Here is a 14,397-nt window from a genome sequence, read left to right as displayed (position 1 = left end):
GAAGACGAACGGGACCAGGAAGAGATCTACGTCCATGCGCAAAAAGACCAGAACATTCATGTGAACCACAACGAAACCACCTTCGTCGGCCATGACCGCAGCGAACAGGTGGAGCATGACGAAACCATCGTCATCGGCCACGACCGCAAGGAAACGGTGGGCAATGACGAACACGTGCACATCGGACACGACCGGCGTCACGACATCGGCCAGGATGACTTTCTGACGATCGGGCGCAATCACACGGTGATGACGGGCAAAGACCGCACCGAACACGTCGGCAACAACCGGCGTGACAAGACCGCGGCCAACCACTGGATTGACACCAGCGGGAATGTGGAACACACGGTGCAGGGGCATCATCAGCTGCATGCGGGTCAGCGCATAGCGCGCAAGACGGCAGTGTATGAATTGCAGTCCGCCCAGCGCGCCGTCATTAAAGGGCCGGGCGGGACAATCACGATTGATGGCGGCGGCATCACGATTGACGCCGTCGCCATCAAAATCAAGGGGCCGATCAGCCAGCAATCTGGCGGAGCCAGCGCACCATCCATGGCTGGCGCGCCCAATCCGGGGCTGGCCATGGACCGGCTCTGCGCCATGCAGCCGGATGGCAGTTGCCCACGGGTGCCCTGCCCTTGCGGCATGGGAGCCGCGTGATGCCGCCCATGACGTTATATCCCCCCATTACGTCGCATCCCCCCATGACCTCGCATCCCGGATGGCCGCGCCGCATCGTGCAGCCCGCGCAAGCGCCCGGCATCGAGACGCTGGCTGAGGCCGGCCAAGGGTGGCTGTGGCTGGATGGCGCACAAGACGCCGAACTCGAAGAACAGGTCGTGGCGTTGACGCCCGCCTTCGATCACCACTGGCTGTGGCGCGACACCGCGTGGGCCTATACGTCGCCGGGTTACCGCCACGGTCCGCTGCTGACGCGGGTCAACGCGGATCTGCTGCAACGCTTCGTTGAGGACTGGGCGCCTAGGCAATTGGGAGTACTGATTATTGCGCCCGATGATGCTCACGCCAGCACCCGCCTGCAAAGCTTGCACCGTATGAACGCGCCCGACGGTTTGCCGCTGCGCTTCAGTCTTACCGCGACGCGCCAGCTGGAAGAGCTGTGCGAGGGGCTGGCGCCCCATCGGCTATCTGAACTGATAGGTCCAATTCGCGGGGTGACCTGGCGCACGGCTGACGTAGACGGCGCGCAATGGCTGCGCGTCGACCTTCGCGCCTTTGATGCTGCGCCGGCGTCCGCTTATGAAGACATCTACACCCTGCATGAAGCCGACGAAAACGCGATCAACCAGGCGAGCTTTGAATGGTTCATGCGCGAGACAGCCCGGCGCACCCTTCCCCCAGATCTCGCGGCCACCGATCCCGCTGCGCAAGCCAAGCTGCTGCGTCAGTTGGACATCTTCACCAACGAGGCCAGTGAAATTGGCCTGGTCATCGAGCGCGACGTGCGCCACTACATCGGGCTGCGGCTGCGCTTTCCCCAACAGCCTTTCGAGAAGGACGCCGTATTGCGCAAGCTCTTGACCCAGCAAGCGGTGCCCGGCCTGCAACGCTTGCATCACGCGGAACAACGCCTGAATCAGATTCAGCCCGCCTCCGCATCAGGACTGGCGACATGAGCCACGCTTTACCAGCCAGCCCCAAGGCGCTGCAACCGCCCCACCCCAGCGCCAAACAACTGGGCAAAGCCATTTCCCCGCCGCCCTGCGAACGGGGCATCCCGCTGTATCCCTTGCGGTATGGCATCACGGACAAGTCGCTCGACGCCAACGTCTTCCACACGTTGACCGTTGGGCTTTACCCCAAGCTGATCGATGGCAAGTCTGTTGGCTTGCGCGTGCTGCGCCCGCGCAGCTACGTCTATCTGTTCTTTCGCCAGCACGGACGCATGTGGACGCGTCAATACCAGGTCACCGACAACATCCGCTTCGCGCCCATCTGGTGGACCGACGCCGACTACGCCGCCGACGTACCCGGGCGCGCACAAGCCCCCGACGAAGCTGGCGCGGCGCGCTTTCTGCTGGTGCCACCCGGCGTCGAAGACGACACCGTTCATGTGCGGATCACCGATACGATCCTCAGCCACGCCGCGCTATGGCGCATCGAGAACGACAGCGCAGGATGGCGCAGCCTGCTGTCCACGCAGGTGAATGTGGAGCAAGTGGCGCAAGCCAACGTCTTCCCGGCATCGTTGCTAAGCCAGGTGCCAGAGTTGGCGCCGGCGCTCCCAGACGCGCCCAAGCCGTATCCCTGGAGCGAAAGCCAGCCGGACACCGATGGCTTTCAATCCATCCTGAACGCGATGAGCGCCGCCGCCCGGCCCCGCACTGACCTGGTTCCCAAAGCCGTGGCCGTTCATGACTTGGCGGGCATGCTCAGCGAGCTCAACGTTCTGGTGGGCAGCCGTCTGGATCAACTTCAAACCTACAGCGCCGACGCCGCACGCAAACTCCGCGTGTCGGAAATGATCGACGAACTCGGTAGCCTGAAACGACGCGAGGCCGAGCTTTACGCGGAAAAGAACGACGTCATTCGCAGCGCGATACCGCCGCATATCCCCGGAGGCAGCAACAAGGCTGGGCGCGAGCGGTCCTACCAGGCCGGCTTGGCCGCCCAACGCAAGCGTCTTGCCTACGCTCGCAATACCGAGCGCAAGCGGTTTGAAGAAGCGCATCCAGAAAAACTCAAACACTACACCGAAGCCGTCAGGCGCGCCGCCACTGACCTCTGGACAGTGTTCAACGACCAACGTGAGCTGTTCGACGTGATCATCGCGACCCACGCGCCCGACACGATCGGCCATCTTGATCTGCGTTGCCTGGTCGGGCACACCCTTCCCGCGCTCATCCATTGCCAAGCCGGCAACGCCTACCTGCTTGAACAGGTTGGCCCCGCCGGCCCCACCGGACTGCTGGAAAAAGCCGTCTTCGGCGCTCAGGAAGTGATCAGCTACGCCGAGCTCAGCGCGGGCCCTATCCGACAAGCCTCCAGCGCCGCGCTGGCCGCCCTGCAAAAAGTCCTGGAAGCGCTGCCCGCCGACGGCGCGTCTCATCAGTTGAGCGTCATGCTGGGGGCACTCGTTGCCCAGGGCCAACTCAAATCCCCCGGCGCGTTCTGGACCAGCGTGTACCGGCCCATCATGGAGGTGCTGGACGGCGCCATCGCCCGTGCACACGAGGTCCCCTTGTCCGACGTTGGCAACTGGGTGCGCGACCAGATGGGCCTGAAAGGCGTCAACGGCTTCCGCCCGAAAACCGTGGACCGGGCGGCCCATACGCTTGTCACGCTTTACGACACGCAGGACGTACAGGAAAAACTCGCCCAGGTCAGAACGCTGCCTCAACGTATTCGCTTCTGGCACAACGTCCAGCTGTCGCTGGGCGGCGTCGCCGCGTTCGCCACGGTGTACAGCGCGGGCGAAGCGTTCCGGGCGCTGGGAAAAGAGGACGGGCTGACGCTAGGGAACGCACTGAATGCAACCGGCCGGGTGCTGGGCGTCAGCGCGGCCGGGGTGTCGATGACGCGAATGCACTTTGAGAAGCAGCGGGATTTGGCGAAGCTGAGGGGGGAGTCGGACTTGGCGGAGGCGTTTGACAAGGTTGCCAAGCGCTGGGAGCTGCGCGCCATTGGCGCCGCGGCAGCAGCAGCGTTAGCAATTGGTACGAAGGATTGGTGGGAAGCTGCATACAAAGACACGGGATCGGCAGCTGGAATCAGCTTTGCTAGCGGTTCTGTGCAAATGATGGCGGGAACAGTCGGTTTTCTGCATTTATCAGGAAAGCTAAATGCCCGATTTCTCGTTGGATGGGCTGAATCGGGCTTCTCCGCATTTCGTGCGGGCGCTACAGTCGCCCGTTTAGGTGCCGGCCCCATCGGTTGGATACTTCTGGCGGTGGAGGCCCTTTACTTTGTGCTTCGTCATGCTCATCAATCTGCGGCCGACGAAGCAAAGGTCACAACCTGGATCGCACGCAGCATCTGGGGCATCCAGGGTAAACACGCCCCGTTCGCCAGCGACGAACAGGAACTTCACGAATTCCACCGACTGTTCCAAGAACCGACCATCGAAACGGACGTCGCTGTCCTTAAGATCGCTCGCAGCCTGGAGCCAATCGAAATGATCTCCAACGGAGTCGGCCTTCCCGAAGATGCACGCACGATCACGGTTCGCCTACCGGGATGGCAGCCGCAAATCAGCCACTACACGATCACTCAACAGCACGCCGCGAGCGTGGAGAACTTCATCGGGCCAACCAGACGCTATGAAGATCCGAAGCTGGTCTCTGTTGAAAATGGTGTGGGCATCATCAGCATCACCACCAATACCGTGCTCGGGAAAACCAACGTGGAGTACCGACCCAACGGTTTCACGGACGCCGACTTCGTGATGCAAGAGAGCCAGCTATGGTGAAGCAACTTCGCGTCATTGATCCTGCTACGGTTCCTGACGCCAAAGTCGAATTCATCCGCCAATGCGCGGCGCTGGACGCGCGTACTGATCACGCCGCTTTGCCGGATATCACCTACGCCATGGAACCAGACAAAGTCTGCTTTTTCGACGATGTATCGGACTCAGAACAGTTCAATGACCGCTACATCGAACCCAGAGTGGAAGGTCAGATCACGTTCCTGATGCAAGTGTCCACGTTGGGAGTACCGATGTCTCTGCTGATCGTATTTGTCATGGCGCCGTTGTTTAATGAATTTCACCTAAGCGGCGTGTTTATTTGCGTTCCATTTTCTCTAATCGCGTGGTTCTTCCTTTGGATGGGAGGCGGCATGGCGCAAAGCCGCATTCGGTTCAACCGCCAAGCACAGTTGGTCCATGTCACCTACGGGAATTCGGTCGTGCATGTTCCATGGCGTGACGTCAGACCCTACACCGAGCTCGGTCATGACTATCGCTTGCGGCTGTACTTTCCTGTTCCGTACGCCGACATCATGAGCCAGCCGGAATTGGACCCGGAGCGCGTAAGAAAAAGGAAAGTGCCGTTCATCGTTGAAGGAGATTTTGACGCGCACGACAACTCCCTGGACGGCAACCTTACCCGCCTGGAATTCATCCGCCGCTATATGGAACACGGCCTGGACGCGATCCAGCCAAACCCAAAGATGGTCAAAGAAGGATTAGTCGGCAAGCCCACCGGAGACAATCCAGTCGTGCGGACAGGCAGGCTCAGCGACATCTTCCTGATCTGGGATGTCTGCTTCAACCTCTTGAGCCTCAAACCCCTGCTGGACCGCTGGATCAAGCACAAAGCCAACTCCTTCCGCTGGCCCGAAGAAGTCGAGCGTCTGTGCGCGCCCGGCGCTGATCTTTCCGGCTATGACACCCGCCCTGTCAAATCCAGCACCCGCTATTTCTACCGCTACGTCGGCATGGACAAAGGCGTGATCTTTGTCGACCATCGCGGCAGGCAGGTTCAGCCGCGCAGTACCGCGGGATGAGTGGAATTCGCGCCGCGCACGCCACCCGTGCGCCACACCAACCCCGCGCTAATGATCAGCGCCAGCGTCAGCAGCCCGCCCGCCATCGCCGCGACGCCTGGCCATTGGTTTGCCGCCCAGAAGTGGCCGCCCCAGGCGCCCAGCACGCTGGAGCCCACGTAGTACACCAGCAGGTACAGCGATGCGCCCAGCGCTTTGTAGCCGCGTGCCATCTGGCCGACCCAGCCGCTGGCCACGGCGTGCGCGGCGAAGAAGCCGAACGTGAATAGCACGATGCCGGCGATCAGAATCCCGAGAGAATCGGACAACGTCAGCAGCAAGCCCGCCAGCGCCAAGCCGGTGGCGGCGGACAGCATGGGGCCGCGGCCGTGGCGGTCGGCCAGTCGGCCGAAGAACGTGGACGCGAAGATGCCCACCAGGTACACGACGAAGATGAAGCCGATGAATGTTTGGCTGAGCGAGAACGGCGGCAACAGCAGGCGAAAGCCGACGTAGTTGTAGACCGTGACGAAGGCGCCCATCAACAGGCCGCCCATGGCGAACAACGCGCACAGCGGGCCATTCTTCATGTGAGCGCCGACGCCGGCGCGCATGTCGCCCAACACGCCTGCCCAGCCTCTGCCGCGTTGCGGCGTGAAGCGGCGCGATGCGGGCAGCAGCCACACGAACAGCAGCGCCGCCACGATACCCAGCACGCCCAAGGTGCCCATTGCCGCGCGCCAGCCAAAGTGGTCAGAGACCAAACCGGTGATGACGCGGCCGGACAAGCCTCCGAACGCGCTGCCGCTGATATACAGACCCATGACAAAGCCCAGCGTGTCCGGCTCGACTTCTTCGGCCAGGTACGCCATGGCGACGGCGGGTACGCCGCCCATCGCTACGCCCTGCAAGGCGCGCAGCGCCAGCAGGCTGTGCCAGTCCGGCGCCACGGCGGCGATGGAGCCAAGCACAGCCGAGGCGAAGAGTGACAGCGCCATGATGCGTTTACGCGGCAAGGCCTGCGAGAACAGGCCGACAAAAAAGATCGCAATGGCCAAGAGGCCCGTGCATAGCGACAAGACCAGGCTGCTTTGTGCGGGCGATACGCCGAACGCGCCGGTGAACATCGGCATCAGCGGCTGCACGCAATACAACAAGGAAAAGGTGGAAAAGCCGGCGGCGAACAAGGCCCATTGGGCGCGGCGCAGCCCAGGCGTGCCGCGCGCCAGATATTCAGGCGATGCGGCGGTGGAGGAACTGGCAGAGGGGGTAGACATCAGGGTTCTCGAATGACAACGGGCATGCAGCCCGTGCAGTAAAAGTAGACTTTTGCCCTGCATATGTCCAATATATGAAACCCACCTTGCCTATATTTTAAAACGATGGAACTTCGCCACCTGCGCTATTTCACGGCCGTTGCCGAAGAACTGCACTTCACGCGGGCGGCGGCGCGGCTGGGGATCGGGCAACCGCCGCTTAGCCAGCAGATTCAGCAGCTGGAACGCGAGATCGGCACGCCGCTGTTTCTGCGCCTGCCGCGCGGCATCGCGTTGACGGAAGCCGGCGCGCAGTTTCTGGAAGACGCGCGCGCCATTCTGGCCAGCGCGGATCGGGCCATCGACACCGCCCGCCGCCTGGGGCGTGGCGAGCGCGGCGCCATCACCGTCGGCTTTACCGCATCGGCCGTGTTCCACCCGTACCTGCCGCGCGCCATTCGCGCCTATCGCGACCGCTACCCCGACGTCCGCGTCACCCTCACCGAAAGCAACACCATTTCGTTGCTGCGCGGCCTGCGGCTGGGCGAAGTGGATGTGGCGTTTGTGCGGCCCCCCTATCTGCTGGACGCGGAGTTTGAATCCGAACGCGTGCTGGACGAACCCATGCTTGTCGCCTTGCCTCCGGACCACCCCTTGAGCCGGCGCCGCAGCGTTCCGATCGCGGCGCTGGCGGACGAGGATTTCGTGTTGTACCCGCGCCCCATTGGTGCGGGGCTGTACGACGCCATCCAATCCGCCTGCCAGCGGGCGGGCTTTGCGCCGCGCGTCATACAAGAGGCGCCCCAAATGGCGTCCATCGTCAGTTTGGTGGCCGCTGGCGTGGGGATTTCGGTGGTGCCGGCCGCGATGCGGCACATGGGTGCCGAAGGTATTGAATACCGGCCCATCAAGGGCGACGCGCCGCATGCCTTGCTGGACATGGCGTATCGGCGGCACGACCGCTCAATTGCGGCCGTCAATGCCGTCGATATGCTGCGCCGGCTGGCTCATCCGGAGCGCGATTGACGGCAAGCAAAATGGGGCGGTATTGCCCTGTCGCGTTTGTCACGTCCTGTAAACCCGCTGAACGCACAGCGGAGTAAATTGGCGCGCTATTGGCGATCCGTCCCTGACAACCGGCACGGGTGTCGCGAAACCCACTTAACGAACCACCCTTCCTAAAGGTGACCTAGTGCGACGTACCCTCCTGGCCTTGGCCCTCGCAACGATTCCTGGCCTGGGCGCGGCGGCCGGGCTGGCCTCTTCCATTGGCGCGGTCACGGTCTATCAGGACCGGGCCGTGGTGACGCGCAACGCCACCAGTGAGCTTGCTGCCGGTGAACATGAACTGGTGCTGGAGAATCTGCCCGCCACGCTGCAAGAGAATTCCTTGCAGGTCTCGGCCAAGAGCACCGGCCAGGCGGCGCTGCTTGACGTCAAGGTGCGCGACGCATATCTAGCCGATACCCCCAACGAGCGCGTGCGGACGCTGCAAGAACAGGTGCGCAAGCTGGAAGGCCAGTTGGCCGAGCTGGACGACGAAGCCACTGTGCTGGAGAACCAGCGTGAACTGGTTCTGATGATGCAGCGTGGCGCCACCGAGCCGTCGAAAGACGCTGCGCGCCTGACGCTGGACGAACTTAAAGCCATCCAGACGCTTAGCGCAGACACCCTGAGCAAGACGTTGGCCAGCCTGCGCCAAGTCGCCGAACGCAGGGCCGTGATGGAACGCGAACTGAACGCCTTGCAGAGCCAGCTGAGTGCCGTGCAGGGGCAGTTAAGCCGCCGCACCAAAACGGTCACGCTGCGCGTGAACCTGGCGCGCGCGGGCAAGGTCGACCTGGCCGTGTCGTACGCCGTGGGCGGCGCGCGTTGGACGCCAGCCTACGATGCCCGCTTGCGCCCTGCCGACCGCAATGTCGATCTGGGCTATTTCGGTGTGATCCGCCAGAACACCGGCGAAGACTGGAACAACGTGAAGCTCACGCTGTCCACCGCGCGGCCCGCGCTGGGCGGCGGCGCACCGGCGCTGCAACCGTGGATCATTGACGTGGCGCCCCCGCCCGCGCCGCCGTCGCCCCCCCGGCCCGCCGCTCCCGCGCCGTCCGTGGCGGGCGAAATGATGCAAAAGCGCATGCGCCCTGCCCCACAAGCCTATGCGGACGTCGCCCTGGCTGAACCCGCGGCCGAGGCCATCGAGGTCGCGACATCCCAATTGCAGAACGACGCCACCAGCGCGTCGTTCCAGATCCGCAACCCGGCGACTCTGCCCTCGGACAACACTTCGCAACGCGTCGCCATCGCCAGCGCCAAGCTGCCGGCCACGTTGCAGTACCAGGCCTCGCCGGGCTTGCGTGAAGCGGTTTTCCTGACCGCTCAAGCCAGCAACAACACCGACTTCCCCTTCCTGCCCGGCCCCTTGAACACGTTCCTGGACGACGCGTTCGTGGCCTCAAGCGCCATGAAAGCGGTGATGCCGGGCGAAAAGGTTGAGCTGGCGCTGGGTGCGGACGACGGCATTTCGATCAAGCGGCAATTGGTCAACCGCTATACGGAAAGCACGGGTTTTTCGGGTAGCGGAAAGCGCGTGACTTACGAATACAAGATCACCGTGAAAAACAACAAGGCGACGAAGGAACAGGTGTCGTTCAAGGACCGCCTGCCCGTGTCGCGCAACGAGAAGATCGTGGTGAAGCTGTTGTCGCCCGCCGGCCGCGACGTCAAGCGCGAAGAAGACGGCAAGCTCGTCTGGCAATGGGAAATGGAGCCGGGCAAGTCTCGCGAAACCGTCCTGAAGTTCTCGATCGACTACCCGGGCGATATTGACGTGTCGGGCATTTGATTCCCGGCGCTTAAAGGCTGAAACGCAACAAGGCGGCCACACACTGGCCGCCTTGTTGGGTTTCAGTGGCTGCGGCAGAAATCGATGAAGGCGTCGGCTTCAAGCGGCAGGCACAGCCCGTAACCCTGCGCCACGTCGCAACCCAGCTCGCGCAGCAGTTGCAGATCGCGTTCTTGTTCGACGCCTTCGGCAACCACGCGCCGCCCCAGCACCCGGCCCATTTCGATGGCGGCCGCCACCACTGCGCGCGACGCCGCTTCGCGATGCATGTGCACGATGAAATCCCGGTCGATCTTCAGTTCGGTGAACGGCATGGCTGAAAACAGGCGCATCGACGCGATGCCGGCGCCGAAGTCATCCATGGCCAGCTCGAAGCCCCGCACCCGCAACAGATTCAGCACGGACGACAGCGCCAGCCAGTCGTTGACCGGTTCATCTTCGGTCAACTCAATTTTCACCAGCCTTGCGGGCAGGCCGGCTTGCGCGACCCGCTTTTCAAGCAGCGCCGCCATGTCGCGCGAGCACAGCGTGGAGGACGACGCGTTGATGGCGATCGGCACGGCGATGTCCTCGGCGTGCATGCGCTGCAACACTTCCAGCACGCGATCCGTCACCCGCAGGAACAGCATCCGGTCCATGCCCAGACGATGCGCGGCCGGCACGAAGTCGGCCGCAGAAATGGGGCCGAGCGTGGGATGGTCCCAACGCGACAGCGCCTCGGCCGCCAGAACTTCGCCCGTTGACAGGCTCATCTGCGGTTGCAGCACCACGCTCATGCCCTCGCCGGTGATCAGCGCCCGCCCTAACTCGGCCTCGATCACTTCGCGCCGAACCGACTGCTGGCGCGGCAAGGCCACATCTACCGCAGCCAGCGCGGCCTTGATGGCCTGCTGCATGGCGGTGCGCGAAACGGGTTTGGACAGCGCCTGCGCCGACGGGCAGCCGGCCTGTAGCGCCAGCCTGACGTGCGACTCCAGCAATTCGTCGGCCAAGCTGCTGATCCAGATTATTGGCGGCATGCTTTTCAAGCGGCCCACATCCACCAGCCGGCGCAATTCGTTGGGCAGATGCGTGCCATCGCCATCACTCATGACGATGTCGCTGATCACCAGATCATAGAATTGCCGGCCCAGCGCGCTGACGGCCTCCGTGCTGCTGCCCACGCCCGCCACGCGCCGATAGCCCAACGCCAGCAGCATGTTCTGCAGATAGGCGCGTTCGACGGGATGATCTTCGACCAGAAGAATCCGTCGAGTGCCTTCGGCTTCGGTTTTAGGCATTACGTTCCGTCCTAACTTATAGGGCCGGGCCTCTGCAGGCAGCCGCTTGAACTTTCCGGACTCAATCCTACGGCATCCGCGTCCATTCTGTGGCGATTGGAAAAGGGTTAATGCAATTTCCGGGCCGATAGGCGTAGGTTTGGGATCAACGTCCCGCCGCCGGCGCCGCCCGTTGTCCGGCGGCCACCAGCCGGCTTCCTCCCGACGGATGCCGCCTTCTGGCGCCCGCGCCGCCGGCCAGTGCGATAATGTTGGTCTTTTCGCATCTACGGCACGGAGCATCCCTTGACCCGCATTGACGACCCCCAGCACGACCGCGAGGTCGGCACGGCCGACTCGACCCAGGACAACACGCGCACCGACGACACCCGCATCAGCGCCGTGCGTCCGCTGATTTCGCCCGCGTTGCTGCAGGACGAGCTGCCCGTATCCCCCGCCATCCAGACGCTTGTTGAGCAGAGCCGCGCCGAAATCGCCGACGTGCTGCATGGCCGTGACGACCGCCTGCTGATCGTGGTGGGCCCCTGCTCCATTCACGACCATGGTCAAGCGATGGACTACGCCCGCCAATTGCGCGCCGCCGTGGACCAGCACAAGAAAGACCTGCTGATCGTCATGCGCGTGTATTTCGAAAAGCCCCGCACCACCGTGGGCTGGAAGGGCTACATCAACGACCCGCGCCTGGATGGCAGCTTCCGCATCAACGAAGGCCTGCGCCGCGCCCGTGAACTGCTGCTGGACATCAGCGGCCTGGGTCTGCCGATCGCCACCGAGTTCCTGGACTTGCTCAGCCCGCAATACATCGCTGACCTGATCGCCTGGGGCGCCATCGGCGCGCGCACCACCGAAAGCCCCAGCCACCGCCAACTGAGCTCTGGCCTGAGCTGCCCGCTGGGCTTCAAGAACGGCACCGACGGCGGCGTGCAGATTGCAGCCGACGCCATGGTCGCCGCCAGCGCCAAGCATGCGTTCATGGGCATGACCAAGATGGGCATGGCCGCCATTTTCGAAACGCGCGGCAACCAGGACACCCACGTGATCCTGCGCGGCGGCAAGCAAGGCCCGAACTACGACGCCGCTAGCGTGGACGCCTGTTGCGCCGCCTTGCGGGCCGCCGGCCAGCGCGAACAGGTCATGATTGACTGCTCGCACGCCAACTCCAACAAGTCCCACTTGCGCCAGATTGATGTGGCCAACGATATCGCCGCGCAGCTCGCGCAGGGCGACGCCCGCATCACCGGCGTCATGATCGAAAGCCATCTTGAAGAAGGCCGCCAGGACTTGAAGCCGGGCCAGCCGCTGCGCCGTGGCGTATCGATTACCGACGCCTGCCTGGGCTGGTCGCAGACCGAACCCGTGCTGGACACGCTGGCGCTGGCCGTGCGCCAACGCCGCGAAAAAAAGGCGGCGGCGCGTTAATGACGCTGCGGGCCCGGGGTTCAGGCCCCGGGGTTCAGGCCCCGGGTTCAGGCCCAGAGTTCAGGCCCCAAGTTCAGTCCCCAAGTTCAGGACCCAAGTTCAGGACCCGAGTTTCGGCCCCGGGTTTCGGCCGGGGGTCGCCGCCGCCTTTGCTTTCCTAGCGGCGTAGCGCGTAAGGCGCCGGGTCCATATCCGGCGCCTGCCCGGTAATCAGGCTGGCCATCAGCTTGCCGGTCACCGGCCCCAGCGTGAAGCCATGGTGCGCGTGGCCGAACGCCATCCACAAGCCCGGATGCTTGGGCGCAGGCCCAATCACGGGGCGCATGTCGGGCATGCAAGGCCGGCACCCCAACCACGGTTCTTTTTCCACGGCGGCCCCCAGCGGCAGCAATTGCCCCGCCAACGCGCGCGTGCGCTGGATCTGGATCGGTGACGGCGGCGCATCGCGGGACGCGAACTCGGCGCCCGTCGTCAAGCGCACACCCAAGGTCATCGGCGTCACGACGAAACCACTATCGATATCCGCCACGGGGTGCGACAACGTCGCGCCGTCTTCCAGCGCGTAGTGCTGGTGATAGCCACGCTTGACCGCCATCGGAATGCGGTAGCCCAGCGGGCGCAACAGGTCAGCCGACCACGGCCCCAACGCCACGACGGCATCGCCGGCGTCGACCATCCCCTGCACGCTCTGCACCTGCCAGCCCTTGCCCGCCGCCTTCAAACTGCGGGCGTCGCCCCGCACCAGTTGGCCGCCGCGCTTCTGGAACAAGGCGGCATAGCCCCGCGTGACCGCGCCAGGATCAGACACATTCACCGGGTCCAGCCAATGCACCGCGCCGACCATGCGCGATGACAGCGACGGCTCCAGCGCGGTCAAGGCCTGGCGATCCAGCACGCGATAGTTCAGGCCGTAGGGCGACAGGGCCTCGGCTTCGGCAATGGCGCGCGTCATGCCGGCCTCGGTGCGGGCGCCATCGATCCAGCCATTGCGGCGAAACAGGTGGGTGAGGTTGGCGTCGTCTTTCAGCGCGTCATGTTCGGCCACGCTGCGTTCGATCAGCGGCAGCATGGCGTCCGCCGCGCGCGCCAGCCGCGCAGGCGATGAATGCCACCAGTAGCGCAGCAGCCACGGCGCGATGCGGGGCAGAAAGCGCGGGTGATAGCTCACGTCCGGCGTGTTGTTGCGCGCATAGCGCCACAGGCTGCGCCAGTCGCGCGGAAAAGCGTACGGAATGACGCTGGCCCGTTCGATCAGGCCCGCGTTGCCGTAGCTGGTTTCTTCACCGGGGCCGCGCCGGTCCAGCAGCACCACGGAACGCCCGCGCGCCTGCAAATGCAACGCCGTACTCACGCCCACGATGCCCGCGCCAAGAACCACAACGTCTGTTTTCATGCGCCGAATTCTGCGCCAGCCCCACATGTTCGGCAAGACATTGCGCGCGTAGAATTCGACGACCGCCCCCCGGACCCGAATCAGGAACCGAATCAGGACCCCCCCATGCCCCTACCCCCTTTGCAGCCCGTCACCCTGCACGGCGACATCGTGCGCCTGGAACCCATGGCCCTGCACCATGCCGATGCGCTGGCGGAGGCAGGCCTGCATCCTGAACTATGGCGCTTGCAGCCGGAACCGGTGGCCACGCCCGACGACATGCGGCGTTATGTGGAACGGGCGCTGGCCGGTTGGCGCGACGGGGCGTGTCTGCCCTTTGTCATCGTGCAGCAAAGCACCGGACAGATCATTGGCGCCACGCGCTATATGGACATTGCGCTGGCGCACAAGCGGCTGGAGATCGGCGCGACCTGGCTCACGCCCGCCAGCCACCGTTCCGGCGCTAACACGGAAGCAAAATTCCTATTGTTGCAGCACGCCTTTGAAACAATTGGTATCATGCGCGTGGTCTTTAAAACGGAATTGAGCAATACGCAGTCGCGGCAAGCCATCCTGCGCATCGGCGGCATTGAGGAAGGCGTGTTCCGCAAGCATCTGATCGCGCAATCGGGACGCACCCGCGACATGGTCTATTTCGCCATCCTTGATGACGACTGGCCGTCCGTCAAAGCGCGTCTGTTGGCGCGGATGCACCGCGCCGCGTAAACCGCGCGCATTGTTCTTTTCACAGGCAGCTCCGCATTTCTGCAAGCGGAGCCGTCG

General features: G+C 63.8%; 11 protein-coding genes. 8 read left to right on the top strand and 3 right to left on the bottom strand.

Annotation, left to right across the window (positions count from 1 at the left end; all coding sequences use genetic code 11):
- The 4 genes from ACFZAI_RS16210 to ACFZAI_RS16195 all read left to right on the top strand — a co-directional run.
- Positions 1 to 660 (top strand): hypothetical protein (locus ACFZAI_RS16210; protein WP_391567840.1); only part of this gene is annotated, 660 nt, incomplete at its 5' end.
- A 44-nt stretch (positions 661 to 704) separates the two neighbouring features.
- Positions 705 to 1,637 carry a hypothetical protein gene (locus tag ACFZAI_RS16205; RefSeq protein WP_391567838.1) on the top strand — a complete coding sequence of 311 codons (933 nt, stop codon included), beginning with the start codon at positions 705 to 707 and terminating at the stop codon, positions 1,635 to 1,637.
- The gene (locus ACFZAI_RS16200) at positions 1,634 to 4,429 is read left to right on the top strand and encodes a toxin VasX (RefSeq protein WP_391567837.1); all 2,796 of its coding nucleotides are present in this window, start codon (positions 1,634 to 1,636) and stop codon (positions 4,427 to 4,429) included. The genes ACFZAI_RS16205 and ACFZAI_RS16200 overlap by 4 nt, the downstream gene beginning before the upstream one ends.
- Positions 4,423 to 5,466: a hypothetical protein gene (locus ACFZAI_RS16195; protein ID WP_391567835.1), complete on the top strand. Its 1,044-nt coding sequence runs from the start codon at positions 4,423 to 4,425 to the stop codon at positions 5,464 to 5,466. The genes ACFZAI_RS16200 and ACFZAI_RS16195 overlap by 7 nt, the downstream gene beginning before the upstream one ends.
- On the opposite strand, the gene ACFZAI_RS16190 is transcribed toward ACFZAI_RS16195, so the two are convergent.
- The gene (locus ACFZAI_RS16190; RefSeq protein WP_391567834.1) at positions 5,442 to 6,722 is read right to left on the bottom strand and encodes an MFS transporter; all 1,281 of its coding nucleotides are present in this window, start codon (positions 6,720 to 6,722) and stop codon (positions 5,442 to 5,444) included. The genes ACFZAI_RS16195 and ACFZAI_RS16190 overlap by 25 nt on opposite strands.
- Before the next feature lie 105 nt (positions 6,723 to 6,827).
- On the opposite strand from ACFZAI_RS16190, the gene ACFZAI_RS16185 reads away from it, so the two are divergent.
- Together ACFZAI_RS16185 and ACFZAI_RS16180 are read left to right on the top strand one after the other, a co-directional pair.
- On the top strand, positions 6,828 to 7,727 hold the full coding sequence (locus ACFZAI_RS16185) for a LysR family transcriptional regulator (RefSeq protein ID WP_391567832.1): 900 nt from the start codon (positions 6,828 to 6,830) through the stop codon (positions 7,725 to 7,727).
- 166 nt (positions 7,728 to 7,893) lie between these two features.
- Positions 7,894 to 9,543, top strand: coding sequence for a mucoidy inhibitor MuiA family protein (locus ACFZAI_RS16180; RefSeq protein WP_391567830.1), 1,650 nt, complete (start codon positions 7,894 to 7,896; stop codon positions 9,541 to 9,543).
- A 62-nt stretch (positions 9,544 to 9,605) separates the two neighbouring features.
- Here ACFZAI_RS16180 and ACFZAI_RS16175 read toward each other — a convergent pair whose 3' ends face one another.
- Complete coding sequence (locus ACFZAI_RS16175; protein WP_391567829.1) at positions 9,606 to 10,823, bottom strand: EAL domain-containing protein; 1,218 nt, start codon at positions 10,821 to 10,823, stop codon at positions 9,606 to 9,608.
- Between the two features lie 285 nt (positions 10,824 to 11,108).
- Between ACFZAI_RS16175 and ACFZAI_RS16170 the strand changes: the two genes are divergently transcribed.
- Positions 11,109 to 12,242: a 3-deoxy-7-phosphoheptulonate synthase gene (locus ACFZAI_RS16170; protein ID WP_391567828.1), complete on the top strand. Its 1,134-nt coding sequence runs from the start codon at positions 11,109 to 11,111 to the stop codon at positions 12,240 to 12,242.
- A 157-nt stretch (positions 12,243 to 12,399) separates the two neighbouring features.
- Here the strand turns inward: ACFZAI_RS16170 and ACFZAI_RS16165 are convergent, their stop codons facing one another.
- On the bottom strand, positions 12,400 to 13,635 hold the full coding sequence (locus tag ACFZAI_RS16165) for an NAD(P)/FAD-dependent oxidoreductase (RefSeq protein WP_391567827.1): 1,236 nt from the start codon (positions 13,633 to 13,635) through the stop codon (positions 12,400 to 12,402).
- A gap of 105 nt (positions 13,636 to 13,740) precedes the next feature.
- On the opposite strand from ACFZAI_RS16165, the gene ACFZAI_RS16160 reads away from it, so the two are divergent.
- On the top strand, positions 13,741 to 14,340 hold the full coding sequence (locus tag ACFZAI_RS16160) for a GNAT family N-acetyltransferase (RefSeq protein WP_391567826.1): 600 nt from the start codon (positions 13,741 to 13,743) through the stop codon (positions 14,338 to 14,340).
- The last annotated feature ends 57 nt before the right edge of the window (positions 14,341 to 14,397 follow it).

The sequence above is a fragment of the Achromobacter sp. NPDC008082 genome, from assembly GCF_042957345.1.
Taxonomy (GTDB): domain Bacteria; phylum Pseudomonadota; class Gammaproteobacteria; order Burkholderiales; family Burkholderiaceae_B; genus Achromobacter; species Achromobacter kerstersii_A.
Note: the sequence above shows the minus strand (reverse complement) of the source record. Positions and strands in the feature narration are given on the sequence as shown.

What these genes read in the sequence shown, in the direction of transcription:
- ACFZAI_RS16205 (WP_391567838.1), top strand. Translation starts at nt 705, where the DNA reads ATGACCTCGCATCCCGGATGGCCGCGCCGCATCGTGCAGCCCGCGCAA.
- ACFZAI_RS16200 (WP_391567837.1), top strand. Translation starts at nt 1,634, where the DNA reads ATGAGCCACGCTTTACCAGCCAGCCCCAAGGCGCTGCAACCGCCCCAC.
- ACFZAI_RS16195 (WP_391567835.1), top strand. Translation starts at nt 4,423, where the DNA reads ATGGTGAAGCAACTTCGCGTCATTGATCCTGCTACGGTTCCTGACGCC.
- ACFZAI_RS16190 (WP_391567834.1), bottom strand. Translation starts at nt 6,722, where the DNA reads ATGTCTACCCCCTCTGCCAGTTCCTCCACCGCCGCATCGCCTGAATAT.
- ACFZAI_RS16185 (WP_391567832.1), top strand. Translation starts at nt 6,828, where the DNA reads ATGGAACTTCGCCACCTGCGCTATTTCACGGCCGTTGCCGAAGAACTG.
- ACFZAI_RS16175 (WP_391567829.1), bottom strand. Translation starts at nt 10,823, where the DNA reads ATGCCTAAAACCGAAGCCGAAGGCACTCGACGGATTCTTCTGGTCGAA.
- ACFZAI_RS16165 (WP_391567827.1), bottom strand. Translation starts at nt 13,635, where the DNA reads ATGAAAACAGACGTTGTGGTTCTTGGCGCGGGCATCGTGGGCGTGAGT.
- ACFZAI_RS16160 (WP_391567826.1), top strand. Translation starts at nt 13,741, where the DNA reads ATGCCCCTACCCCCTTTGCAGCCCGTCACCCTGCACGGCGACATCGTG.